At 41.3% G+C, this 23,783-nt stretch carries 22 protein-coding genes; 14 read left to right on the top strand and 8 right to left on the bottom strand.

Features of this window, described 5'->3' with window-relative positions; all coding sequences use genetic code 11:
- Positions 1 to 29: 29 nt before the first annotated feature.
- Positions 30 to 512: a lycopene cyclase family protein gene (locus RIC88_RS11595; protein WP_350217695.1), complete on the top strand. Its 483-nt coding sequence runs from the start codon at positions 30 to 32 to the stop codon at positions 510 to 512.
- A 17-nt stretch (positions 513 to 529) separates the two neighbouring features.
- On the opposite strand, the gene RIC88_RS11590 is transcribed toward RIC88_RS11595, so the two are convergent.
- Positions 530 to 1,291: a LytR/AlgR family response regulator transcription factor gene (locus RIC88_RS11590; RefSeq protein WP_350217694.1), complete on the bottom strand. Its 762-nt coding sequence runs from the start codon at positions 1,289 to 1,291 to the stop codon at positions 530 to 532.
- Positions 1,288 to 2,328, bottom strand: coding sequence for a sensor histidine kinase (locus tag RIC88_RS11585; protein WP_350217693.1), 1,041 nt, complete (start codon positions 2,326 to 2,328; stop codon positions 1,288 to 1,290). Before RIC88_RS11585 ends, RIC88_RS11590 begins: the two co-directional genes overlap by 4 nt.
- A 242-nt stretch (positions 2,329 to 2,570) precedes the next feature.
- Here RIC88_RS11585 and RIC88_RS11580 point away from each other — a divergent pair, with 242 nt between their 5' ends.
- The 3 genes from RIC88_RS11580 to RIC88_RS11570 all read left to right on the top strand — a co-directional run bounded on the left by RIC88_RS11580 (position 2,571) and on the right by RIC88_RS11570 (position 6,434).
- A complete protein-coding gene (locus tag RIC88_RS11580) occupies positions 2,571 to 4,973 on the top strand; it encodes a TonB-dependent receptor (protein ID WP_350217692.1) in 2,403 nt (800 codons plus the stop codon).
- Between the two features lie 4 nt (positions 4,974 to 4,977).
- Entirely contained in the window at positions 4,978 to 5,223 is a 246-nt protein-coding gene (locus RIC88_RS11575; protein WP_350217691.1) for a hypothetical protein, read from the top strand.
- A gap of 71 nt (positions 5,224 to 5,294) precedes the next feature.
- Positions 5,295 to 6,434 carry a lycopene cyclase family protein gene (locus RIC88_RS11570; RefSeq protein WP_350217690.1) on the top strand — a complete coding sequence of 380 codons (1,140 nt, stop codon included), beginning with the start codon at positions 5,295 to 5,297 and terminating at the stop codon, positions 6,432 to 6,434.
- Positions 6,435 to 6,570: 136 nt separating this feature from the next.
- On the opposite strand, the gene RIC88_RS11565 is transcribed toward RIC88_RS11570, so the two are convergent.
- Positions 6,571 to 7,443 (bottom strand): DUF6268 family outer membrane beta-barrel protein, encoded by an 873-nt coding sequence (locus RIC88_RS11565; RefSeq protein ID WP_350217689.1) that lies wholly within the window; start codon positions 7,441 to 7,443, stop codon positions 6,571 to 6,573.
- A gap of 238 nt (positions 7,444 to 7,681) precedes the next feature.
- On the opposite strand from RIC88_RS11565, the gene RIC88_RS11560 reads away from it, so the two are divergent.
- Together RIC88_RS11560 and RIC88_RS11555 are read left to right on the top strand one after the other, a co-directional pair.
- A complete protein-coding gene (locus tag RIC88_RS11560) occupies positions 7,682 to 8,059 on the top strand; it encodes a nuclear transport factor 2 family protein (RefSeq protein ID WP_089356895.1) in 378 nt (125 codons plus the stop codon).
- A 74-nt stretch (positions 8,060 to 8,133) separates the two neighbouring features.
- Entirely contained in the window at positions 8,134 to 8,550 is a 417-nt protein-coding gene (locus RIC88_RS11555) for a DUF1801 domain-containing protein (protein WP_350217688.1), read from the top strand.
- Between the two features lie 461 nt (positions 8,551 to 9,011).
- Here the strand turns inward: RIC88_RS11555 and lysS are convergent, their stop codons facing one another.
- Positions 9,012 to 10,730 (bottom strand): lysine--tRNA ligase, encoded by a 1,719-nt coding sequence (gene lysS, locus RIC88_RS11550; protein ID WP_350217687.1) that lies wholly within the window; start codon positions 10,728 to 10,730, stop codon positions 9,012 to 9,014.
- A gap of 32 nt (positions 10,731 to 10,762) precedes the next feature.
- Positions 10,763 to 11,941 (bottom strand): proline dehydrogenase family protein, encoded by a 1,179-nt coding sequence (locus RIC88_RS11545; protein ID WP_350217686.1) that lies wholly within the window; start codon positions 11,939 to 11,941, stop codon positions 10,763 to 10,765.
- A gap of 61 nt (positions 11,942 to 12,002) precedes the next feature.
- Between RIC88_RS11545 and aroB the strand changes: the two genes are divergently transcribed.
- On the top strand, positions 12,003 to 13,025 hold the full coding sequence (aroB, locus tag RIC88_RS11540) for a 3-dehydroquinate synthase (protein ID WP_350217685.1): 1,023 nt from the start codon (positions 12,003 to 12,005) through the stop codon (positions 13,023 to 13,025).
- Here the strand turns inward: aroB and RIC88_RS11535 are convergent.
- Positions 13,018 to 13,173 carry a hypothetical protein gene (locus RIC88_RS11535; protein WP_350217684.1) on the bottom strand — a complete coding sequence of 52 codons (156 nt, stop codon included), beginning with the start codon at positions 13,171 to 13,173 and terminating at the stop codon, positions 13,018 to 13,020. The two genes, aroB and RIC88_RS11535, sit on opposite strands and share 8 nt — an antisense overlap.
- 69 nt (positions 13,174 to 13,242) lie before the next feature.
- Between RIC88_RS11535 and RIC88_RS11530 the strand changes: the two genes are divergently transcribed.
- Positions 13,243 to 14,469 carry a 3-phosphoshikimate 1-carboxyvinyltransferase gene (locus RIC88_RS11530; RefSeq protein ID WP_350217683.1) on the top strand — a complete coding sequence of 409 codons (1,227 nt, stop codon included), beginning with the start codon at positions 13,243 to 13,245 and terminating at the stop codon, positions 14,467 to 14,469.
- Here RIC88_RS11530 and RIC88_RS11525 read toward each other — a convergent pair.
- Entirely contained in the window at positions 14,466 to 15,122 is a 657-nt protein-coding gene (locus tag RIC88_RS11525; RefSeq protein ID WP_350217682.1) for a hypothetical protein, read from the bottom strand. The genes RIC88_RS11530 and RIC88_RS11525 overlap by 4 nt on opposite strands.
- The gene (locus RIC88_RS11520; RefSeq protein ID WP_350217681.1) at positions 15,119 to 16,735 is read right to left on the bottom strand and encodes an amidase; all 1,617 of its coding nucleotides are present in this window, start codon (positions 16,733 to 16,735) and stop codon (positions 15,119 to 15,121) included. Before RIC88_RS11520 ends, RIC88_RS11525 begins: the two co-directional genes overlap by 4 nt.
- Before the next feature lie 45 nt (positions 16,736 to 16,780).
- On the opposite strand from RIC88_RS11520, the gene RIC88_RS11515 reads away from it, so the two are divergent.
- The 6 genes from RIC88_RS11515 (at position 16,781) to RIC88_RS11490 (ending at position 23,759) form a co-directional block, all read left to right on the top strand.
- A complete protein-coding gene (locus tag RIC88_RS11515) occupies positions 16,781 to 17,626 on the top strand; it encodes a TolB family protein (RefSeq protein ID WP_350217680.1) in 846 nt (281 codons plus the stop codon).
- Positions 17,627 to 17,747: 121 nt separating this feature from the next.
- Complete coding sequence (locus tag RIC88_RS11510) at positions 17,748 to 19,307, top strand: hypothetical protein (protein WP_350217679.1); 1,560 nt, start codon at positions 17,748 to 17,750, stop codon at positions 19,305 to 19,307.
- A gap of 3 nt (positions 19,308 to 19,310) precedes the next feature.
- On the top strand, positions 19,311 to 20,213 hold the full coding sequence (locus RIC88_RS11505; protein WP_089356885.1) for a nuclear transport factor 2 family protein: 903 nt from the start codon (positions 19,311 to 19,313) through the stop codon (positions 20,211 to 20,213).
- Between the two features lie 43 nt (positions 20,214 to 20,256).
- Complete coding sequence (locus RIC88_RS11500) at positions 20,257 to 21,918, top strand: tetratricopeptide repeat protein (protein WP_350217678.1); 1,662 nt, start codon at positions 20,257 to 20,259, stop codon at positions 21,916 to 21,918.
- Positions 21,915 to 22,592: a hypothetical protein gene (locus RIC88_RS11495; RefSeq protein ID WP_350217677.1), complete on the top strand. Its 678-nt coding sequence runs from the start codon at positions 21,915 to 21,917 to the stop codon at positions 22,590 to 22,592. Before RIC88_RS11500 ends, RIC88_RS11495 begins: the two co-directional genes overlap by 4 nt.
- Before the next feature lie 12 nt (positions 22,593 to 22,604).
- Entirely contained in the window at positions 22,605 to 23,759 is a 1,155-nt protein-coding gene (locus tag RIC88_RS11490) for an alpha/beta hydrolase (protein WP_350217676.1), read from the top strand.
- The last annotated feature ends 24 nt before the right edge of the window (positions 23,760 to 23,783 follow it).

Here is a 23,783-nt window from a genome sequence, read left to right as displayed (position 1 = left end):
TTATCTGTCAATGGACACAAGATACGTTTATGCGATCCATCGGTGCAGGAGCTGCCGGCCTACAGCTTTTACTTAAGATGATTCGCGATCCGTTTTTTAAAGAGAAATCCATTTTGGTTTTGGACAAAGATGAAAAGTCTACAAATGATCGGGTGTGGTGCTTTTGGGAGCTGGATGAAACCAAGTGGGGTCAGATTGCTACTAAAACATGGAGTCAGGGTCTTTTCATAAACCCGGAGCAAACCCTTGATTTTGACTTGGAACCGTATCGCTACAAAATGGTGAGATCGGCCAATTTCTACTTGCACACGAAAGGTGAGCTTGCAAAAGCCGAAAATGTAAAGTGGGTGAAGGATGAGATGGTTGAAGTAAACGATCAGGACATAAAGGGGTCTTCTGTAAATTATCATGCTGATCACATTTTTGACAGTCGGATTCCGCCGACTTTTCATGTCAAGCAGGATGACTATCACTCACTCATTCAGCATTTCAAGGGTTGGTTGGATAGGTAATACCAACCTCTCGAGAATTACTGATCCAGCCACTGTTTAAAGGCAGTGGATTTTTCACTACTTACTAGGATCTGTTCACCATTGAAATGATCCAGATCTATCAGAAGCTTGCCTTTAAAATATTTATGAACAATGGAAATGTAGTTTGCATTAAGAATAAACTGTCGGTTGGCCCTACAGAAAACCTGAGGATCCAATTGCTGTATTAACTCATCGAGGGTGAAATCTGACAAATAAGATTTATCATTTTTGGTGAATATATGTACCACTCCGTGTTTTCTTTGAAAGCAAACAATGTCTTCAGACCGAATGGCCATCATTTTATCCCCCTGTTTAACCAGAAATCGCGATTTATATTTTGTTTCGGTGAGGTTGATTTGACTCAATAAAGCAGCCATATCCAGCCCATTCTGACTGAAGCTGTTTTGTAGGTTTTTGTATTTAACCAGTGATTTTTCCAGCTCCTCTTTTTTGATAGGCTTTAATAGATAGTCAATGCTGTTGACCTTGAACGCTTTTAGCAAATATTCATCAAAGGCTGTTGTGAAAATAACAGGACACTTTACTTCAATCTCATCAAAAATTTGAAAACTGATTCCATCGCTGATTTGAATGTCCATCAACGCAAGGTCAGGACGTTGATGGTTTTTGAGCCACTTTACAGTATCCTCTACACTGTCCAGCACCTCAACTATTTCAATTGTTGGGTCTATTTCCGCCAGAATCTTTTCCAAGCGTCGAAATGCCGGTGCTTCGTCTTCGATGATTAGTACCCTCATACCAGATGTAAATCTTTTTCTTCCAATAGATCAATCAAAGGAACAGCTACCATAAAATTGTTGGCACTTGTTATCACATCTATTTTTCGGTTTCCCAAAATACTGTACCGCTTACGAATATTTTCCAGCCCGGTCTTTGTCGATTTTTCCAGTGAACCTTTTAACTGCAAATTATTTTTTACGATCACAGATTGTCCATTCTCAATGTAAATATCAATGTGGAGAGGTTTGGCTTTTGAGACCACATTGTGCTTTATGGCATTCTCTACCAACATTTGAAGGGTAAGCGGAGGGATAGTCAGTTCCAGGTACTTCTTGTCAATATTGAATTGAAAACTGAGGTTGTGCGGATACCGCATCCGAAGCAGAAAAAGATAAGATTCCGCAAAATCAAGTTCCTCTTTCAGGCTCACCAGCTCACGATCCTTATTTTGAAGAATGTATCTGTAAACCTCAGAGAGCTTTTCTGTAAATGCTACCGCAGCATTTGGATCTTCAGGAATAATCGTGGTAAGGGTATTTAAACTATTAAAAAGAAAATGAGGACTCATCTGGTTCTGTAGTACCTCATATTGTGTGCGCACCTGCTGATTCTTTAATTGTTCATAGAGACGAAACTGCTCTTTCCACTTCTCGAAAAAATAGAATGCTTCATAAGAAAGGGAAACCACAGCAGCAATTACAAAATTGAATGGCAAGTATCTTAAATGCTCCTCGATGGTCAACACTTCTTTCCATGTTACCACATTAAATATCATTTTTAAGGGGATCCCTCCAACGGACATCCAAATAATGACCCCTAAACCCGAAAACGAAAGTCTTCTTTTGGTTTTGCTGATCTCGGGAAACTTTCTTCTAAAAAAATAGATAATAGCCCATGCCCCATTCCAGTAAACAGCAGTAAAGCAAAGTGAAACGAAATAATGAAACCAGAATGGTTCACCGGCCATATGATCCTCGCCATCATTTAAGGTGGCAAGTCCAGCCACTATTAAAATTCCAATCCAGCGGATATGTATTTCTCTCAGTTTTCCCATTATCGTGAATTAAGATAGTGAACACCACTCTGCAAAATGATAATCATGTGAACCAGATAAAACCTGGGATGAAATGGGAATAAACCTTACCGAACCCGATATAATTAATGAATAATAAAGAAATACGGTTCAGACCTCCATTAACCTATTTGAACCAAGTAATCCGCTGTATCATGCCGAAAAGCATTTCCGGACTTACGCCTCCCCCGTAGGTTAGCATCAAAACCAATACTCAAAAAATAATGAAAAACTTAAAAGCTATTATTATCACGATACTGGGCATCCTAACCTCGATTGTCAGTCTGGCTCAAAAACAAACAGTAAAAGGTACAATTTTAGATGCACAGGCTGAGTATCCTTTAATAGGTGCCACCATTCAGTTGGTTGATTCTGATCCTATCAAAGGGGCCATAACTGAAGTAGATGGATCATTCAGAATAGATGATGTACCTATAGGTAGGCAAACTTTTGCGGTGACCTATGTAGGATATAAAAGCATAACTGTTCCAAACGTACTTGTAACCTCCGGCAAAGAAGTAATTCTCAATCTTTTACTGGAAGAATCTGTGGAGCGACTTCAGGAGGTGGTTGTCACTACAGATGCAGATAAAGACTTACCTATAAATGAAATGGCAAAGGTGAGTGCTCGAACGTTTAGCATAGAAGAGGTCACTCGCTTTTCCGGAGGAAGAAATGACGTGGCAAAACTTGCAACCTCTTTTGCAGGTGTAAGTGCCACAAATGATTCTCGAAATGACATAGTGGTTCGCGGAAACTCACCTGTGGGTCTTCTGTGGAGAATAGAAGGAATCCCCATTGCCACAACTAACCACTTCAACACCTTAGGAACCACTGGTGGCCCTGTGAATGCCCTAAATACCAACATGCTTCGTACCTCTGACTTTCTAACAGGTGCTTTTCCGGCGGAATATGGAAACGCAAATGCAGCTGTATTTGATGTTATGTTTAGAAACGGAAACACTGATAAATTTGAGTTTACCGGACAGATGTCAGCATTTTCAGGATTGGAATTTATGGCAGAAGGACCGATCAATAAGGAAAATAATTCTTCTTTCGTCACCTCCTATCGATACGGGATTGCAAGTCTGGCAGCCACTGGCACATCTGCCGTTCCACTTTATCAGGATTTGTCTTTCAAAGCGAACCTGGGTGAGAGCAAGTTAGGAAGGTTTGAACTATTCGGATTTAGCGGCAAAAGCAGTATTGATTTCTTAGGAGATGAAATCCAGGAAGATGATCTTTTTGCCGATCCGGCAGTAGATGCTTTCGTAGATAGTGAAATTGGATTGCTGGGCGTAAGTAATACGCTGAGATTTGGCCAAAACACTTACTTAAAAACCTCGCTGGCAGCTTCTACAAACGCGCACACTTATACCCAGGACAACCGCATACTGGATGAAAATGAAGAGCTTATTAAATCATATAGATCAATCAATGTAGACAACCGTGAAAACCGGTACACAATTACCTCAACCCTCAACCACAAATTCAACTCGCATTGGACTTTGTGTGTCGGGTTTCTGAATGAAACATATGACATGAACCTGTTCAGTGAAAATCGTGATGACCGAGCTGAGATTCCGGATAATAACAATGACTCCATTCCAGATTACTTCTTGCTAGAGGTAGGTTTAGAAGAGCAATACAATTTGCTACAGAATTATGCTCAGGCAGAATACAAAATCACAGATGAGCTATCAACTACTTTCGGCGTTCACACCCAGTATCATGAGTTTACAGAGAAATTCATAGCTGAGCCGCGTGCAGCAATTAGCTGGCAACAGTCAGATGTGCAGCGCATCAGCTTCGCTTACGGGCTTCACGCTCAAGCCATTCCTGCGCCTATCCTCTTCTATAGAGAAGAAACTTCTCCCGGTGTTACTGAGGCCACAAACGTCGGTCTGGACTTTATGAAAGCCCATCACTATGTATTAGGCCTGGATCGCAACTTAGGACCTAGTTGGAGACTGAAAACGGAATTTTATTACCAGTCATTATTTGATGTACCTGTCACTTCCAGTCCGGGCAGCTACAGCATCATTAATGAAGGCTCAGATTTCATCTTCGAGCAAGAAGGCTCACTCGTTAATGAAGGATCGGGCTTTAATTACGGCACGGAGATCACCCTTGAAAAATTTTTCAGTAACAGTTATTATTTACTGTTGACAGGATCATTATTTGAATCCCAATACAAAGGAAGTGACGGTATTCAGCGCAGCACTGGATTCAATAGCAATTACGTCTTAAACATGCTCTTCGGTAAAGAGTGGAAGTTCGGTTCCAACAGTCAAAATGCATGGACGTTTGATACCAAGCTTACCACTTCGGGAGGTCGTCCTTTCACTCCTATCGATATTGAAGCGACCAGAAGCAATGCCGGACGTGAAGTTCGAATGGACGATATCGCATATAGCCAGCGATACGGTGAGTACTTTAGATGGGATGTGAAATTTGGTGTTCGATTAAACCGAAGAAAAGTCTCTCATCAGTTCTTTGTGGACTTCCAAAATGTGACTAATCGACAAAACGAATTCGTGAGAAGATACAATGAAGTCACAGATCAGGTCAATACGGTTGAACAGATCGGCTTCTTCCCGGATGTTATGTACAGAATTCAATTTTAGGAATATGGAAACGCTTACCCGCTCAAGACATTCAATAAATACTTTGATTCTTAAAACTAACATCAGGACAACTGCAGATGTTGAAAAGGTCAGTCAGGCATTCAGCAAATTAAATTGCATCAAAAGATGGACTGTGGATATTGATGATTGGGAACACGTACTCAAGGTAGAGGTATATATGCTTTCGTATAAGAACATTGCTGTGCTACTGGACAGAATAGGCTATGAGTGCTCAGAGTTAGATCATTAAACTTTTTCATTGAAGTATAGTTTGGTGGATTTAGGGCCTTGCTTCTGCAAGGCTCTTTATCTTTATCCCAAATGCATCAAAAACAATACGATTATGCGATCATAGGTGCAGGAGCTGCCGGGCTCCAGCTACTACTAAAGATGATTCGCGATCCGTTTTTTAAAGAGAAATCCATTTTGGTTTTGGACAAAGATGAAAAGTCCACAAATGATCGGACGTGGTGCTTTTGGGAGCAGGGAGAAACCATGTGGGATCAGCTGGCTACTAAAACATGGGGTCAGGGTCTATTTATAAACCTGGAGCAAACCATTGATTTTGACTTGGAGCCGTATCGCTATAAGATGGTGAGATCGGCTAATTTCTATTCGCACGCGAAAGGTGAGCTTGCAAAAGCCGAAAATGTAAAGTGGGTGAAGGATGAGGTGGTTGAAGTAAACGATCAGGACATAAAAGGGTCTTCTGTAAACTATCATGCTGATCACATTTTTGACAGTCGGATTCCGCCAGCTTTTCATGTAAAGCAGGATGACTATCACTCACTCATTCAGCATTTCAAGGGTTGGTTTGTGAAAACCAAAAAACCAACGTTTGATCCTGAGACTTTCACCATGATGGACTATCGTTTGAAATGGCAGGACAGCACCAGTTTCACTTACGTTCTTCCTATCTCTGAAACGGAAGCACTGGTAGAGTTCACGTTGTTCAACGATCAACTTTTGATGGACGATGAATATGACAAATTCCTTAGAAGATACATTGCAACCTATTTAAACTTGTTTGAATATAAAGTAGAAGAAGTAGAACAGGGACTAATCCCCATGTCAGATTTTCCATTTCATAAATATCATGAAAAACACTTAACCAAGATCGGAACAGCAGGAGGCTGGGTTCGCCCCTCTTCAGGATACTCCTTTAAGAATGCAGACCGGTACTCGACGATGATGGTAGAAAACATAAAGAAAGGAAAGCGACCGGAGAAAGGAATTGCCAACTCAAGGTTCCGAATGTATGATTCCATTTTTCTGAACGTTCTTTCTTCTCGCAATGATTTGGGAGAGGAGATTTTTACCAGACTCTACACCAAGCCTGATATTCAGTCTGTTTTCCGATTCCTGGATGAAGAAAGTAGCTTGACTGAAGATATGAAAGTGATGTTTTCACTTAACCGACCACAGTTTTGGAAAGCGTTTATGAATACTTTATTCAAATAAAGGCAGAATCTAAAATATTTGATATCGAATGCCTGTACCTAATTCCCCTTTGAAGGCGGTCCGGCGTTTCGGGGGTGCGCAGGACTGTGAGATGGAAGGGGGATGTTTATATTCTCCGAACCCCTCAAGGGCATATTCAAATCTTACACCTCACCCCAATACGATAAAGCATCGCATCATCGATGGCCGGGATAAAGACATTTTCCTTTCCGTCCCGCAATTGAACATCCGAAAATACGGTTCGGGTGATGTTTATATACGATTCTACATGCTTAGCAATATTGTACTCGTATCGCACGCCTGTCAAAATCAAAAACATCCTTAACCGATTTGCCAATTGGTTATCATTGATGATAACACCATTTTGTAAACTGGTATTAAACCCATCTCCTTCAGCGTAAATTTTTAATCGATGCTTTTCAGTTAAATGATATTGAAGATTCGAATATGGTGCACCTATCGTGTATGACCACTTTGGACGAAACTTTCGATAATAGCTGATAAATGGTAACGGGAATGGCAAACGTGTATTGGTGTTGTAATATACTCCTGTAATGATCCGAAAAGGTTTCCTCACGCTTGCTGAATCTTTCTTATCCTTCACAAAAACGATAAGGCCCGAGACAAGCAAGTCTTCTCTTTTCAGGCTGCCTTCAAGGTTGCTGTTGAATGATGGAGAGATTTGAGCACCAAAAATCCAGTCATCATTAATTTGAAAAGTATATGATAAGTTCAGGCCGAGTGATTTGAAATTCTCAGCGTTGTTTTTATTATACGAATCCTGTTCTTCTCTATGCTTGAATTGGATACTGCTATAATCAAGCCCCGCAAAAAAGTAAGAATTCTTTTTAAGCTTGAAGGGAATGTTGAATAATACCCTTTGCCGCTGATACTCGAAGTTTGCATTGTCTCCAGGTAAATAGGCATATTCGATCTTTGCCAAATCCAGGTACTGACACTGACCAAAATGGAAAGTAATTAAAGCGAGTATTACCAGCAGTTTTCGCATAGAATCCGCCAAGATCGCAAAATTAAAATAAACAGGATGTAAACGTCATTCCGAAATCTGATCTTGCCTGCCTCAAAAGGCAGGACGAAGCTGAAGGAATCCCCAGATCAGGGGACTCCTTCAGTTTTCGATTTTCATCTCAAACCTCGGAGTGACGATATATTTTAACACCAGTGACATAGGGCTGTCACTCTAACTAATTTCTTTGGGTCATGTTTAACTCTAACAGATAAAAATCATGACAACTCAAGAAGTAGCCAACGAATTTGTAGCCATGTGCAAAGTGGGGAAGTGGGAAGAATGCATCAAAAAGTTTTATTCACCTGATATCAAAAGCATAGAACCGGAAGGTGGTGCCTGGGGCACTGTTCAGGGACTGGATGCCATTGCCAAAAAAGCAGAAGAATGGCATGGTATGGTAACTGAATTTCATGAGAGTGAAATTTCAGATCCTATCGTAGCTGAAAATTTCTTCTCCATGACCATGAAATCCAAAGTGACTTTAAAAGGCATGGATCAACCAATCAATATGGATGAGATTTGCGTGTATGAGGTGAACGATGGAAAGGTGGTGAAGGAGCAATTCTTCTACACACCTATGCCTGAGTTTGCATAATCTCGCAGCGAAAGAATCATAAGACATGAACCGTCAGGGATGGCGGTTTTTGTTTGCTCTTTATATTTGATGAAATGACCAACAAATCCACTGTCCAATCCACCTTCTCCTCCTATCCTCCCCAAGCCAGAGAAAAAGTAGCTTATCTACGCAAACTCATCCTGGAAACGGCCAAAGAAATCGAGATCACCGATCTGGAAGAAACGTTGAAATGGGGAGAGCCTAGCTACCTCACCAAACATGGCAGCACCATCCGCATCGACTGGAAAGAGAAGAAGCCTGATCAGTATGCCATGTACTTTAAGTGTACTAGCAAGTTGGTTCCGTCCTTTCAACTGGCGTATGGTGACCTATTCAATTATGAAACTACCCGTGCCATCGTTTTTAAGTTAGATGACGAAGTACCTGAAAAGGAATTGAAGCAATGCATCAAAGCAGCCCTGACTTACCATAAAGTGAAGAAGTTGCCGCTGTTGGGGTTGGGAGTGTGACATCCCCCTGCCTTCCACATTTCCCCCTGCACCCCCCCTTCAAAGGGGGATTTACTTCCATTAAAGATATCAGCTACCCTATACTCTGTATTCCCTTGGGAGGATAGCGCAGCTATCCGAGTCATGGGAATCTATTAAATGAATATAATAAGTCGAAAGAGATTCCCAAGTCTCACTCCTGAGGTCGTTCGCAAGGGAATATGGTCTAGTAAGAGTCCCCATGAGCAAGAAAATTCTTTCAGCTTCTCTATGATTCTGCCCTACTACCGTCATTCAGATTTTGGAGGAACGACAAAGACCGGAATCTCAAAATGGGAGATTTCTCACCCTCGTTCCTCAGGTTCGAAATGACATAGTAAAAGATAAAGTCACTCCCGAAGGGAGTCTATGACAAATAAACAGGATCATCAATAAGACAATAGATTACCTTCGGGAATGACTCTACTAGAAAGTGCACTGGTTTAAACCACCTCCACAAACAAGCCTTCCTCCGTCTTGTTCACATTTGCGAACCCTCCCTGAGTCAGTTTTTTCATTGCCTTATCCCACTTCTTGTTGGATAAACCTGATTGTTCTTTTAGCGTATTCAACTCAACTTTTCCCTCCTTCTCCAGCATTTCGAACACAGCCTTTTCATCACCTTCAAGCTCCACTGCTTTGGATTTCACTTCCGGTCGCATCTGCGGGAAGAACAATACATCCTGAATAGAATTCGAATTGGTCATGATCATTGAGAGTCGATCGATACCCAAACCAACGCCAGCCGTTGGTGGCATTCCGAACTCCAACGCACGAAGGAAATCTTCATCTAACGTCATGGCCTCATCGTCTCCCCGTTTTCCAAGCTCCAGTTGCTCTTCAAAGCGCTCACGCTGATCCACCGGATCATTCAGTTCCGAGTAGGAGTTCATGATCTCCTTTCCGTTACAGATTGCTTCAAAACGCTCAACTAACCCTTCCTTGGATCGGTGCTTCTTGGTCAGCGGAGACATCTCCACCGGATAATCCGTGATGAATGTCGGCTGGATCAATAATGGCTCACATTTCTCACCGAAGATCTCATCAATAATTTTGCCTTTAGCCATAGTTTCATCCAAAGGCACCTCTAATTTTTTTGCTGTCGCTCGAAGCTCCGCTTCATCCATTTCAGAGATATCAATCCCTGTGAAATGCTCGATCGCCTCAAACATAGTGAATCGCTTCCATGGTCTTTGGAAATTGATCACATTGTCCCCTACCTGCACTTTCGTATCTCCGTGCAAATCCATCGCCACCTTCTCGATCATTTCCTCCATAGTATCCATCATCCAGTTGTAGTCTTTGTAGGCGACATATAATTCCACCTGTGTAAACTCCGGATTGTGGAACCGGCTCATTCCTTCATTTCGGAAATCCTTAGCAAACTCAAACACACCATCAAACCCACCTACTATCAAGCGCTTCAGGTAAAGCTCATTGGCGATCCGCAGATAAAGCGTCATGTCCAGTGTGTTATGATGCGTCTTAAACGGTCGTGCTGCAGCTCCCCCATACAATGGTTGAAGGATAGGTGTTTCCACCTCCAGGTAGCCTTTGTCAGCTAGGTATTCTCGAATTGAGTTGATAAGCTTGGTTCGCTGAACGAATGTGTCCCGAATCTCCGGATTTACAATCAAATCCAGGTATCGCTGACGATATCGTTGCTCCGGGTCTCTGAATGCATCGTATGTCTTCTTATTTCCTTCTTCATCAGTCGTTTCTTTCACAATAGGAAGCGGCCGTAAAGACTTGGTTAGCATTTTCAGTTCAGTCACATGGATGGAGATTTCCCCCACCTCTGTTTTAAATGCAAATCCTTTGATACCAATAATATCTCCAATGTCCATCTTCTTTTTGAAGACATCATTGTAAAGTGATTTATCCTCGCCCGAACAGATATCATCTCTTCGGATATAAATCTGAATTCGACCGCTGGAATCCTGGATTTCTGCAAACGATGCTGAGCCCATAATCCGACGACTCATCAGTCTCCCGGCTATGGAAATGTTTGCATAGTCGTTCGGTCTGCTTTCGAAGTTCTTCTTGATGTGTTTGGCAGTTACATTCACATCAAAAGATTCGGCCGGGTATGGATTCACCCCCATCGCCATTAACTCTTCGCGAGATTTTCTTCGTTGAATTTCCTGTTCGCTTAACTGCATCGTAATTGCTTATTCTACTTATTAATTATTATTTAGGCTGACTTTCTTCTTCTCAGCTCTTTTTTTACTAATGTGTATTCTCTTCCACTTTGCCCGGCAATTGAGGTGTTCTCTTCTGCCCTTCTAAACAAATACGGAAGTACTTTTTCTACCGGACCATAGGGAACATATTTAGCTACATTGTAGCCCATGTCTGCCAGCTTAAATGAGATATTGTCACTCATCCCCAACAGCTGACCAAAAAACACTCGGCTGTCCTTATTTGAAATCCCGTGCTCAGCCATCAATTGGGCCAATAGCTTGCTGGAGTTTTCGTTATGCGTGCCGGCACAAATTCCCATTTTGTCTATATGCTGCATGCAGTAGCGCAATGCTTCATCATAGTCTTTATCCACTGCCTCCTTGTTTTTATGGATTGGCGACTCATAACCCATCTCCTCTGCCCTGTCTCGCTCCTTCTCCATATATGCGCCGCGCACAAGCTTTGCCCCGAGATAATAGCCATTGACCTCCGCCTCAATCTGTGCTCTCTTTAACCTGTCCAGCATATCATGTCGATACAATTGGTAGGTATTGTAAACTACAGGTCTGTCTTTGTTGTATTTTTCCATCATTCGATAGGCTACCCCATCGATGAAGCTCTGAAACCACGACTCCTCGCCATCAATCATCACCATTAGGCCTTTGCTACTAGCTTTCTTCACGATTTCATCTACTCGAAGCTCGGCGTTATAAAGCTTGGTTTTCTCAACTTCCGTCAACTTCTCCTTAGTCTGTGCTTTAGTCATTAGCTCTGTAGAGCCTAGGCCGGACAGTTTTAGTACACAAAAAGGAATGTGATCATTGGTAGAAGCAAAATCGATCACTCTTAATGCCTCTTCTTTGGTATCGTTATACCCGTCCTCATTTTTAAGCCCCTCCACAGAATAATCTAAGATTGTCTCTACATTATGATCCCCCAACAGGTTAATCATTTTACTACAATCTTTGATTGACTCACCTCCACAAAACTGATTAAATATGGTTTTTTTAATAATGCCCTTCACAGGCAATTTCAGTTTCAATGCCAGGTTTGTCATTACAGTTCCTAGCTTTACCATCCATGGTTTGCTCATGGTAGTGAATACAAAATGGGAGTTCTTCAATTCTCCGTTTGTGCGATAAGCAAACGCAGTTGCAGTATCATCAAAATTGATTGGCTCTGATTGCATATTTTTGAAAATCGGTGTGCAAAGATAGCTAACAGATTCACACCATTATCTGTTTATTGAAATGTCTAATAATCTCCCTACTTACCTAACCATTTCCACCGATATTAATCGGGATTTAAGTGATGCTATCGAAAGTATTGCTCCGGACAAAATAGCTGTGCTTGTGGATGAAAATACCCGAAAGCAATGCCTTACGCTAGTTAACATAGAGTCCGACCTCATCATAGCTATCCAAAGTGGGGAAAAGGAAAAAACATTAAGTACGTGCCAACAAATTTGGAGCCAATTAACCTCTAATGGATTCACTCGCAACAGCCTTTTGATCAATCTCGGAGGTGGAGTGATTGGAGATATGGGTGGGTTTGCTTCAGCAACCTTCAAGCGCGGAATGGCTTTTATTAATGTGCCTACCACACTTCTTTCACAAGTGGATGCCAGCATTGGAGGAAAATTAGGGGTGGACTTTGAGGGACTTAAGAATCACATTGGTGTTTTTCAGGAACCTGATAAAGTAATCGTCTATCCTAAATTTTTAGATACACTTCCTAAAAGAGAATTGAAATCCGGTTTTGCTGAAGTTATTAAGCATTCACTCATACGAAGCGAATCACAATGGGATTATTTGAAATCGAAAGCCTTTAGGGAGCTGAATTGGGAAGAAATTATTCCCAGATCAATCGTGATAAAGAACGAAGTTGTAAATGAAGATCCCCTAGAAAAAGGGGTAAGGAAAATATTAAACTATGGGCATACGATCGGTCATGCTATCGAATCTCATTTTCTTGATTCCTCATCTCCATTACTTCACGGAGAAGCAGTTGCGTGGGGCATGATTTTAGAAAACAAAATTGGAGTTGAAGTTGGTAAGTTAGACCAGGAGGTCAGTAAAGAAATTGAAAAATACATCTTAAGCATTTATGACCTTCCGGAAAAAGTGCCTGATTATCAATCATTGAAGAACCATTTATTACAAGACAAAAAAAATGATGCGCAAGGCATCAGGTTCTCATTATTAACGCAGGTCAATTCCTGCACATATGATGTACTTATTGAAGACGTGATTCTTAAGAAAATTCTTAAATAAACAAGTCTTCTTTGTCGCTATTGGAATCGTCCTGAGAAGTCTGCTGATCTTTCTTTTTTACTACTTTCTTGGGGGCGGTCAAAAAGAAGGTAAGAGCGCCTAAGGCGACAGAAGCGAAGATGGTTCCTATGGTACGTGATCTTGACATATTATAATTTATCGACAACTTAGTAACGTAAAAAGTTGTAATTCTGTTAACCAAAAAACCTGCCAAACATTGAAATATCGATTAAAAAAGCATAATTCACGACTAAAAGGTGCTATTAAGCTAGAATCTTCGAAAAGTGAAAGTAATCGAGCGCTGATAATCAATGCATTGGCAGGGGGTGATGTGGCTAATATTCAAAATCTTTCGAAGGCTCGTGATACACAGACTATGCTGGCGCTGTTAGGCAAAAAACCTGAGGTTTACGATGTGAAAGATGCTGGCACAACCATGCGCTTTCTTTCCGCATACCTCGCTATTCATGGAACCGGAGATACCATTACCGGAACTGAACGAATGAAAGAGCGACCAATTGGCCCGCTGGTTGATGCTTTAAGATCTTTAGGCGCAGAAATAGAATACTTTGAAAAAGAAGGGTTCCCTCCTTTGAAAATAAACAAGATAGAAAAACAGCTATCGAGCGAGATTTCTATTCCGGGGAATATCAGTAGTCAATATATCAGCGCTTTGCTTATGATTGCACCGTGCCTTCCTCAGGGGTTATCTATTCGTCTAACTACAGAAATTTACAGCCGCCCCTACATCCAAATGACACTGGATTTAATGCATGCATTTGGTGTCGTATCGAGATGGATTGGGAAAAAGATAGCTGTCGCTCCACAAGTCTATGAGCCCACTATTTACACCATTGAAGGCGACTGGTCAGGGGCGAGCTACTGGTACAGTTTCGTTGCATTAGCTCCTGAAAAAGGGTATTTAAACCTTCCAGGGATCAGAAATTACTCTACGCAGGGAGATAAAAAAATTACAAACATCATGTATCAAATGGGGGTGGCTTCCCATTTTGAATCCGGGAAAGTCAAATTATTGAAAAGGGAAGAAAAGGCTGAATATTTAGAGCTGGACTTTAGAGATTGCCCGGATCTGGCACAAACGGTCATGGTAGCGGCAGCAGCATCAGGAATAACTTTAAAAATGACCGGGCTGGAGAGCTTAAAAATCAAAGAAACAGATCGTATCTATGCTATGCAGACAGAACTGGCCAGAATTGGTGCACTGTTGGTGGATGAGGAAGATCAATGGTTGCTGAAGCCTGTGAAAGATTTACCTACTTCTGTAGAAATTGATACTTATGAAGATCACCGCATGGCTATGGCTTTTGCACCTCTCTGCCAATTGATGGATGTGACCATCAAAGATCCCATGGTGGTTGAGAAGTCCTATCCGGGTTTTTGGGATGAGATTAGAAAACTTGGAGTTGAGATTAGTGAAGTTTAATAACTCACTTCTAATCCAGTAATCTCCAGATCAATAACCTGGCTAGGGTGGAAAAGAGAAAACCAAACTCCTTTCTTTTCTGTCCATCCTCCCCAGCCGATCTTCAATCCACCGATCGGAACGTTTGAGGTCCAAAGCTTCCAGGCTTTAGGAAATCCATTTTCATCAATAATCCATAAGTAACTGTCTCCGGGAGTTACACCTCCTGATGTATAGGTAACTAGAAGCCCTCTTCCGCCATCTACTTTTACTGCCGATCGAACTACTCCACTGTCCCTTACTTTGAAAGGTGCAATCAGCCAGAATGAATCGTTAATAAAGTATTCATAAGCTTCATACTGCAAAGTGCTGAACTCATCAACAGGTTCATTTAAGTTCAGAAATACATCATTCTCCTCCCACTTCACCTGAACAGTATTTTCGGCTCTGTTCCAATCGTATGAATGACCTCCCGGATAGGTGAATTTAATGATGGACAATGTGTCAAACCCCGGCTTGTTCAGGGCACGAAGCATCTCATCCGCCAGCTCTTCCGCACCCTGTCCCTGACTGCCGTTTGGAACCGGCTCATCTATGAATAGATAGGTCAATATCCCAATGATTATGAGAGTTACCAACCCAATTCCTAGAAATTTAAATATCGCTTTTATCATGCCAGATCAAGTGTGGGTAATAATTTAGGTGCCTTTCTTACTTTGGTCGCCTGCTCAAACGCATAGGCCATGCTAATAAGTTTTGGCTCCTCATACTTTCCGGCAAAGATGGACATACCAACCGGAAGTCCATGCACATAACCTGCAGGAACCGTAATGTTTGGATACCCGGAACGTGCAGCAGGTGTAGAGCTTCCAGTACCAAAATGATCACCATTGATCACATCAATCGGCCAGGCCGGCCCTCCGGTTACACCTATTATGGCATCTAGGTTATTCTCCTTTAGTGCTTTGTCAATACCATTCCTAGAAACCTCCGTTACTACTTTTAGATGCTCTTTATATTCTTCATCCGTCAAAGGGCCCTTCATCTCTGCTCGTTCTAAAATACCTTGTGGAAAGTAAGGCATCTCCACATCTGCGTTATCCTTATTGAATTGAATAATATCTGCTAAAGTTTTGACCTTCAAATCCGGTCTTGAAGCCAGGTATTTATTAACTCCATCTTTAAACTCATAAAGTAAAAGCTCTAATCCTGAATTACCATAAGCATCGTTTTCATAAAGCTTAATGTCTTTAACCAAAGTAGCACCTTGCGCCTCTAAGGCAGCAAAAGACCGCTCCATGATTTCATCCACTTTTTCATGATAGCCCAGCGTTCCATTTAAAACTCCTATTCTCTTACCTTGAAGTCCATTAACATCCAGAAACTGTGTGTAATCCGTGTGGTAGTTACCTTCGCTTTCTTTCGTTCTGGGGTCTGATTCATCTACTCCTACGAGTGCACCCAGAAGAGCAGCACCATCAGCTACTGACCGAACCATTGGCCCTGCTGTATCCTGAGTTTCAGAAATAGGAATAATTCCGTCCCTACTCCACAAACCCACGGTTGGCTTGATGCCTACAAGTCCATTTGCTGAAGAAGGACAGACTATTGAGCCATTGGTTTCCGTACCGATGGTTAAAGCGCACATATTTCCTGAAGCTGCTGATCCGGATCCCGCACTTGAACCACAAGGGTTGCGATCAAGTGCATACGGGTTTCGTGTTTGTCTTCCACGACCACTCCACCCACTGGACGATCTGAAGGATCTGAAGTTTGCCCACTCGCTGAGGTTGGTTTTACCTAAAAGTACTGCTCCAGCCTCTCTCAGTTTCTTCACAATAAAAGCATCGTCAGGAGCTGATGAACCTGCCAACGCCATTGACCCTGCAGTTGTCATCATTTTGTCTCCCGTGTCAATATTGTCTTTAATCATTATTGGGATACCATGGAGAGGGCTTCTGACCTTACCTTCTGTCCGCTCTTTGTCTAAATCATCAGCAATAGCTAACGCATCAGGATTTAATTCTATGACACTATTCAGCCCGTTTTCAGATTGATCTTTTTCTTTGATCCTGGCTATATACAATTCACATATTTGCCTGGACGTATATTTTCCGGATTCCATCGCATCCTGAAATTGCTCCACCGTCCATTCCTCCAATTCAAATGGGTTTTCTTCCGTGGTTGATTGATTGTTGGGTTCGTCAGCCGGTGCACAGGCTTTGATTCCTAAAAAAGGAATTGCTCCACTTATTGCACTCAATTGGATAAAATTTCGTCGCTTCATAGGTAAGATATTTTAGTTAGGTTGCAAACCTTTAAATTTAATGAGATGAAGACACTTATTTCAACCATACTAGTAATTGCATACCTTGGAGCTATCGCTCAGCCTGATACGGAAATCTATTTGATGGATTTGAATAGATCTGGGAATGAGTTTAATCTGTCGAATGCAATCAATATTTCGGCTAACCCCGGCTATGACAATCAACCTGCATTTTGGCCGGATGGGAAATCAGTCATTTATAGCCGTAACATAAACGGACAGATAGAAATTGCGCGATATTTTCTGGATGATGGTAAAACTGAAATCATTACAAACACACTTCAGGGAAGTGAATATTCCCCTACTCCAACACCGGACAAAAAAATTTCAAGCATACGGCTTGATACTACCGGACTACAGCTACTTTATTCATATAATCTAAAAGGTCAAAGTAAGGTTTTAGTCGAGGATTTGGTTATCGGATACCATGCCTGGATAAGCAAGCAGGAAGTTGTTGCTTTTGTTCTTGGCGATACAGCAACCATGCAAATAGTAAATACAAAGACTAATGAAGCAAACATTGTAGCGAAAAACATTGGTCGCTCATTGCACAAAATACCTGCTTCCTCTCGGTTTAGCTATGTCGATAAATCAAGTAATCCATGGATCATTAAATCAATGGATCCCGAAACACTAGAGTCTCAACATTTAATCAATGTTGTTGATGCTTCGGAAGATTACTGTTGGACCCCAAATGGATTTATAATCATGGGTTCCGGAAGTAAATTATTCATTTGGAAAAGAAGTGGGGAATGGATAGAAATTGCCAATCTGATTTCCGAAGGAATCTCCAAAATTACGCGTGTAGCTGTTTCGCCTGATGGGCAAAAGCTTGCGATTGCTGCAGAATAAATCACAGTTTTCATTAAAAATACAGTTGGGGAGTAAATTTTAGAAAATGTTTACTCCTCTTATATAAGAATTCCAACTCGATTAAAGTGAGGCCGTTATCTTCTTCAAAATCAAATAACCGATGCGAAGAAACCTAACCTTAGCTTTAGTTGTGGTTACACTAATTTCATGTAGCTCACAAACAGAAAATACCCAAGAGCCAGAATCCGTCTTATTTCAGCTGGTTGACAATCGTCCGTATATCGGAGTTGAAGTCAATGGTGTCAAAGGCAAGTTCATTGTTGATACTGGGGGTGTGCACGGAATGAACACCGATTTCGCTGAAAAAGCAGGGGTAAAAAAGGGTCGATCATTTATGATCCAGGGAGGCGGAGATGGGGAGCAGGAAGCATGGTATGGAGAGAAAGCTGAATTTCATATTGTTGGCACTTCAATTAAAACACTTTCTGACAATCCAATCATATTAAACCTAAACCCAATAAGAGACTCTCTCTCCCTGCCTTTTGCAGATGGCGTTCTTGGTCTGAATCTGTTTCAGGAATATGATTTATCTATCAATTACCCGAATAGACTCATATCATTTTACGAAAATGGTAATCATCCTACTGACGGTTACGAAGTAATACCTTTTGAATTTTATCGTAATCAAATACCCATGATCAAAATGGAGATCGATGGCGTAGAAGGTGATTTTACAGTCGACACAGGAGATCGGTCAATGCTCACTACTTTCTCAGCATTTTACAATTCGTTAGATACAGCCAACATTGAGTTGAGCAAGCTACGACGAACTGGTTACGGAGTTGGAGGACCAGTAATGGCCAGGGAGTATGTTTTGCCCTCTGTCAAGATCAGTGACGAATTACATTTTCTTTCCGTTAAGACCCGAGTTCCTGATCATTCTGCTGGTGCCTGGGCAAGAAGTACGCATGCCGGCAACCTGGGAAGTGGCATTCTAAAAGATTATGAGGTGATCTTCGACTATGACAAGCAGGAAGTGCTACTTAAGAAGCCTCCCACTCTCAGTATTAAAGAATTCACCTATAGAGCTGCAAATTTTGACTCTACTACGCAATGGTTCCTTGATCGCCTGCCTTTTGAAGTAGTTGCCCAGACAGATTCTTCATTGACACTGCAATATCAGAATGCGCAGATAAAATTCATTCGTGATTCAAGCCGACCAACACTCAGCACTTACAAATCGGAGCGAAATAATAAGAACCCAAATGGAGTTTTCAAATTTGGTTTTGACGTCCCTTATACCCAGGATGTGATAGAAAAACACTTCCCCAGAACTGATGATTTAATGTTTGGAAGGCCAATCGTTTTCTGGGGTCAACCCATGTTTCTCGTCCGGGATCCAGAAGGCAATGTGCTCCAGTTTTTCGAAGGAGGATCTCACTGGAAGAATAGCTTCTATGCGTTCATCACAGACACAAACAGTCAGTATGATGTATTCACTGAATTTGTAAAAGAGAATGGAATGGTTCTAAACTCTGATTTCAGCAATGATAGTACAGGTGTGAAACAACAAAATTATGTGCATGGAGATATTAAAGTTGAGCTACTTAAGCTAGATATGCGAGCCGAAGAACCATATAACGGTGTTGGCGCATCAGGTGTGCAGATTGAGAGCGCTTTAAAAAGTTTCTCAAAGAATTCAACTTCCCAAACTTATTAAAATATGAAAAACAACCTAACATTATTACTATTTGCCCTGGTTATTGGCCTAAATGCCCAAACCCCTCAAGAGACTGTGGACGCGCTTTACACGTCGATTAATTACGATGGGAAAACCATACCCGATTTTAAGGAAGGGCTGAAGCTTTTCACAGAGAATGCACAGTTTAAGTGGGTAAGCGATTCAACTGTGGCTTCCTTTACACCGGTCGAATTTTTGAAAGTCTATGAGGATCAAATCAGGGAAGGGATCATTTTGGAAGCCACAGAATTCGAGATTTCAAACAAATCAGAAATCTATGGAAATATCGCACACTTTCTCAGTTCCTATAAAGCAGAAGTAAAAACACCTCAGGGCGTTCATAAAAAACGAGGCATTAATAGCATTCAACTTATCAAAAATGAACAGAATGAGTGGAAAATAGCGGCAATGGTCTGGTACGATGAAGATGATGAGAATCCCCTTCCCTTGATGTTGGACGATTGGTATTCCGATGACCGGAAAAAGATTACCAAGGCTGCCATGAACTATCTTGAGAGCATTTATAAAGTAGACACTACATTGCTTGTAAGCATTTCTCCTAGCCTTGTAAAACAAGGCTACTACTACTCCAGAAAAGACAGCTCATGGTCCATAAGCCCCATGACCTATGAAGAATTAAAGAATATAGCAGCAACCTATAATAAGAAAGGATGGATCCCTCCTACTGCACCTAAACAAGTAGAAATACTGGATATGGATGAACGTGTCGCTAACGTGAAGGTCTACGCCATCTGGGGTTTCGACTATTTGTTGATGACAAAAAATGAAAATGATGATTGGATTGTTCAGCAGATTTTATGGCAGAGTTACAATGCCAAAGACCATACGAAAATGATGAGAAGAATCAAGGATGAGAATAAATAGAATCTGAAGTGTGAGGAGGGTTCAAATCAAAAATTCTAATTAGATGAAAGTATTAATTATTTATTCACTGATATGCCTACTCACTTTTCAGTCTTTCGCTCAAGATCTAAATTATGGTTCGCACAATGTTGGATTCCGTATTCTGACTTTTATCGATTCAACTCGTGTGATGACTAACGAACCTCTGGCACAGCCTGAGAACAGATATCGCACTATCAAAGTCCACATTTGGTATCCGACTTCATCTTCATCTAACTATAAGATGACAACAGAAAAATACATGGCCAGTCAAAAGTGGGAAGATGAAAATGGGGCGCTGGAAACACTGCCAAGCAGAAGTCTTATTCATGGAAACAAAAACGCTATGCGCTCATGGTTTGGTGCTTTTGAGGAATCAGACTGGGAACAACTGAGAAGCCTTGAATGGGAAGCATCCATTGGTGCAGATTATCACTCACAAAAATTCCCACTGCTAATCGGCGAATTGAGACCTACTTCCACCTTCATTACAAATGAATACCTAGCCAGCCATGGATTCATAGTAGCCTATGTCCGTCAACACGATTACGAATCCCAATCGCATCAATATTATCCTGTCATGTCGAAGACCTATATCAACATGGCCCGTGATATGGAGTTTGTAACAATGAAACTTCGAAAAATGGAAATTGCAGATCAACAAAAACTGGGAACTATTGGCTTCAGCGGATCCGGTTTTGCGCAAGTACACTTTGCTATGCTTAATGTGGATGTAGACGCTATAGCTGATATTGAAAGTGGCTATTTCATGGAAGGACTTTATGAAGGATTGACTGCCCTATCATCCTATGACCCTCAACAGATCAGGGTTCCATTTCTCCACATTTTCAGTCGCAAGCTGACCGAAGAGGAAATTTTTCTTGATAGTCTGTTCCTGATGAAATATGCAGATATCTATCGCCTCATTCTCGGGAAGCCTCAACATCATTGGGATTTTGCTTCAGAAGGATATCTGGCAGCCAAACACCTCAACAACAGAAAGGATGTAGCACAAGACGTAATCGAGTCCTTCCATATTTTCAATGATTATCTAAAGCATTTTTTTGATGCATCACTCAAAGGAAACCTTGAGTCTCAGCTGCGCATTCAATCTGCACAAGTGCCCGTTGAATTTGATCCTGAGCTGGTAACGATGGAGTATACGCCTCGACAATCCAATATGCCGAATCTGGCGGAGCTCAAAGCTTTGTTTGACAAGCATTCCCCTAAGGAAGTGGTATCGATGATGGAAAGAGAAGCTGAGAAAGACACCTTTAATTTGCTTCAACAGGATATTTTTTCCCTTCGAGAAGTAGGTATGTTTTATCAACGCAGAGGGGATATTGACAAAGCCCTGGCTATAGCAAAAATTCTCCTCATTGTAGATCCCGAAAATCAGGATGCGAGAGGGATACTGGATAATCTCGGCTATATGCTTCTCAGCTTTGAAATGAAAGATGAAGCACTACGGGTCTTTCTGGCCAACGTTGAAAACTACCCTGAACATCACATTCCAAGGTACAGCCTGGGTGACTACTATCAGCAAATAGGAAAAAAGGGGGAAGCTCTTGAGCAATTTGAGAAAGGCATTAAGCTTACTGAAACGGCAACAGGTTACCCAGAGAACTTACTGAACGCACATAAAAATGCTTTTAAGAATAAAATTGATCAATTGAAAAACCGATGAAACCTACCTTTCACCTTTTGTGCTGTATAGTGCTGATAGTGTTGCAGGTATCTTGCAGCCAGCAAAATCAGTCATCCCAAATTTCTGAAAGAGAAAAGGTATTGGCCAAAATGGGAGACCTGGACAAATGGCGTTCACTGCAGGCACTTTATATAAAAGCCCTGCATGAGGAACAAAGACTTGACTTTCCATATTACTCCGAAATAAAACGCAATCTGAACCCTACGGAAGTGTGGATTCATCAGTGGACTGATGAGTTTGACAATGTCAGATATTTCAATGATTCCCTGGGCTGGAGCCTGCGAAATGGTAATAAAACAGAGATGGATTCCTCCATGCTTGTTTATTTGAAAAATTGGGACCGGCATTTATTCTACCGAACCATTAAAAATCTGGCTACTGAAAACTATGTAGCAAAGGCCAAAAATGATTCAACATTCAACATCTGGGATGGGAGCTATTTTATAGCCACCATTATCCTCAATAAGAATGGACTCCCTTACAAATATTTTACGCCAACTGTTTCCGGTGATACTTCATTGACGGTCTATGCAAAATGGTCAGAAACTGATGGATTAGTGCATCCAGATGTATCCATGGCGCCTGACAGTAGCTTTGTTTTTGCAGCTGAGATATGGACTCATTACTTCAAAAGTTTAAAGTTGATACAATAAAGTAGTTCCCCAATGAAAAAAGCATTCAAACTATATATCGTAATTGTTACTTTCACCCATTTATTAATCGGACAACCAACCTATTCGTTATGGAAGAACTTAGAGCCCGGACCCTACCAGGTTGGATTCAAAACCATCAACTATATCGACAAAAGTCGTAGTATCCCCGGTGGTCTTAGCGATAATCGGTTTTTCCCAATTCAAATATCGATCTGGTACCCTACTACGGATCAATGGAGCATAGACAAGGCCCTGCCATTTGAGCATTACTTTTTTAAAACAGCTCAGAAGAATGATTTCAATGAAATGAATGAGCAGCAAAAAGCGCAAGCCATGGATATCTTCTTTAACTATGCTAAATACGGCTTATCCATTGAGTTTACTGCCGATGAAAAACAAGAAATAGGTAGTAAACCCACTGCAGCAATGGCGAATGTAAGAGAAGCCCCTGGCCCTTTTCCAGTACTCCTTGCCGGACACGACGGTGGGGTATGGAAAATGAGCACACTTTGTGAATACCTTGCAAGTCATGGCTATGCCGTAATTTCTACCGGGCCGCTTTCGGGTAGCAATCGACTATTCAGACAGAATACCCAGCAAGTGATTAATCGACGCATCCGAACTTTTGAAATTGTAAGAGGTCTGCTCGATGATTTCCCTAATATTGATCAGTCACAAATTGGTTTGCTCGGACTCAATTCAGATGGCATCTCTACCCTTCTCTATCAAATGAAAAACCTAACCGCAGATGCGATGGTAAGCGTTGATGGTTGGGAGGGCAAGAACAATGGATTCAGCTATGCCAGTAGCTCCGTTTATTACGAACCTGCAAATTTGAAAATACCACGTATGGAGTTTCAGCAGCATGAAAGTCCGGAGAATGAATCCTTGTATGTAAATACCACGATATTTGACTCCCTGACTCTAATTGATCGCTTCTCATTCATAATGAAGGATTTTGGTCATGCTTATCTCACAGGAAATTTATTCGTCCTACCACAGCTTGATGAAACAATCAATCAGAAGCATTACTTCTGGTATGAAAGTGTAAAAGGCTTTTTTGATGCTTATCTAAAAGAAGATAAGAATGCATTGATAGAACTACGAACCAATCGTAATGAAAGTGATGGCTTTTTCATGCGAAACCAACGTTTATACAAAAAATAGCAACCTCTAAATCATAAATCTCAG

Origin of the sequence: Ekhidna sp. (assembly GCF_040220215.1) — a bacterium.
GTDB lineage: Bacteria > Bacteroidota > Bacteroidia > Cytophagales > Cyclobacteriaceae > Ekhidna.
Note: the sequence above shows the minus strand (reverse complement) of the source record. Positions and strands in the feature narration are given on the sequence as shown.

What these genes read in the sequence shown, in the direction of transcription:
- RIC88_RS11595 (WP_350217695.1), top strand. Translation starts at nt 30, where the DNA reads ATGCGATCCATCGGTGCAGGAGCTGCCGGCCTACAGCTTTTACTTAAG.
- RIC88_RS11590 (WP_350217694.1), bottom strand. Translation starts at nt 1,291, where the DNA reads ATGAGGGTACTAATCATCGAAGACGAAGCACCGGCATTTCGACGCTTG.
- RIC88_RS11585 (WP_350217693.1), bottom strand. Translation starts at nt 2,328, where the DNA reads ATGGGAAAACTGAGAGAAATACATATCCGCTGGATTGGAATTTTAATA.
- RIC88_RS11580 (WP_350217692.1), top strand. Translation starts at nt 2,571, where the DNA reads ATGAAAAACTTAAAAGCTATTATTATCACGATACTGGGCATCCTAACC.
- RIC88_RS11575 (WP_350217691.1), top strand. Translation starts at nt 4,978, where the DNA reads ATGGAAACGCTTACCCGCTCAAGACATTCAATAAATACTTTGATTCTT.
- RIC88_RS11570 (WP_350217690.1), top strand. Translation starts at nt 5,295, where the DNA reads ATGCATCAAAAACAATACGATTATGCGATCATAGGTGCAGGAGCTGCC.
- RIC88_RS11565 (WP_350217689.1), bottom strand. Translation starts at nt 7,443, where the DNA reads ATGCGAAAACTGCTGGTAATACTCGCTTTAATTACTTTCCATTTTGGT.
- RIC88_RS11560 (WP_089356895.1), top strand. Translation starts at nt 7,682, where the DNA reads ATGACAACTCAAGAAGTAGCCAACGAATTTGTAGCCATGTGCAAAGTG.
- RIC88_RS11555 (WP_350217688.1), top strand. Translation starts at nt 8,134, where the DNA reads ATGACCAACAAATCCACTGTCCAATCCACCTTCTCCTCCTATCCTCCC.
- lysS (WP_350217687.1), bottom strand. Translation starts at nt 10,730, where the DNA reads ATGCAGTTAAGCGAACAGGAAATTCAACGAAGAAAATCTCGCGAAGAG.
- RIC88_RS11545 (WP_350217686.1), bottom strand. Translation starts at nt 11,941, where the DNA reads ATGCAATCAGAGCCAATCAATTTTGATGATACTGCAACTGCGTTTGCT.
- aroB (WP_350217685.1), top strand. Translation starts at nt 12,003, where the DNA reads ATGTCTAATAATCTCCCTACTTACCTAACCATTTCCACCGATATTAAT.
- RIC88_RS11535 (WP_350217684.1), bottom strand. Translation starts at nt 13,173, where the DNA reads ATGTCAAGATCACGTACCATAGGAACCATCTTCGCTTCTGTCGCCTTA.
- RIC88_RS11525 (WP_350217682.1), bottom strand. Translation starts at nt 15,122, where the DNA reads ATGATAAAAGCGATATTTAAATTTCTAGGAATTGGGTTGGTAACTCTC.
- RIC88_RS11520 (WP_350217681.1), bottom strand. Translation starts at nt 16,735, where the DNA reads ATGAAGCGACGAAATTTTATCCAATTGAGTGCAATAAGTGGAGCAATT.
- RIC88_RS11515 (WP_350217680.1), top strand. Translation starts at nt 16,781, where the DNA reads ATGAAGACACTTATTTCAACCATACTAGTAATTGCATACCTTGGAGCT.
- RIC88_RS11510 (WP_350217679.1), top strand. Translation starts at nt 17,748, where the DNA reads ATGCGAAGAAACCTAACCTTAGCTTTAGTTGTGGTTACACTAATTTCA.
- RIC88_RS11505 (WP_089356885.1), top strand. Translation starts at nt 19,311, where the DNA reads ATGAAAAACAACCTAACATTATTACTATTTGCCCTGGTTATTGGCCTA.
- RIC88_RS11500 (WP_350217678.1), top strand. Translation starts at nt 20,257, where the DNA reads ATGAAAGTATTAATTATTTATTCACTGATATGCCTACTCACTTTTCAG.
- RIC88_RS11495 (WP_350217677.1), top strand. Translation starts at nt 21,915, where the DNA reads ATGAAACCTACCTTTCACCTTTTGTGCTGTATAGTGCTGATAGTGTTG.
- RIC88_RS11490 (WP_350217676.1), top strand. Translation starts at nt 22,605, where the DNA reads ATGAAAAAAGCATTCAAACTATATATCGTAATTGTTACTTTCACCCAT.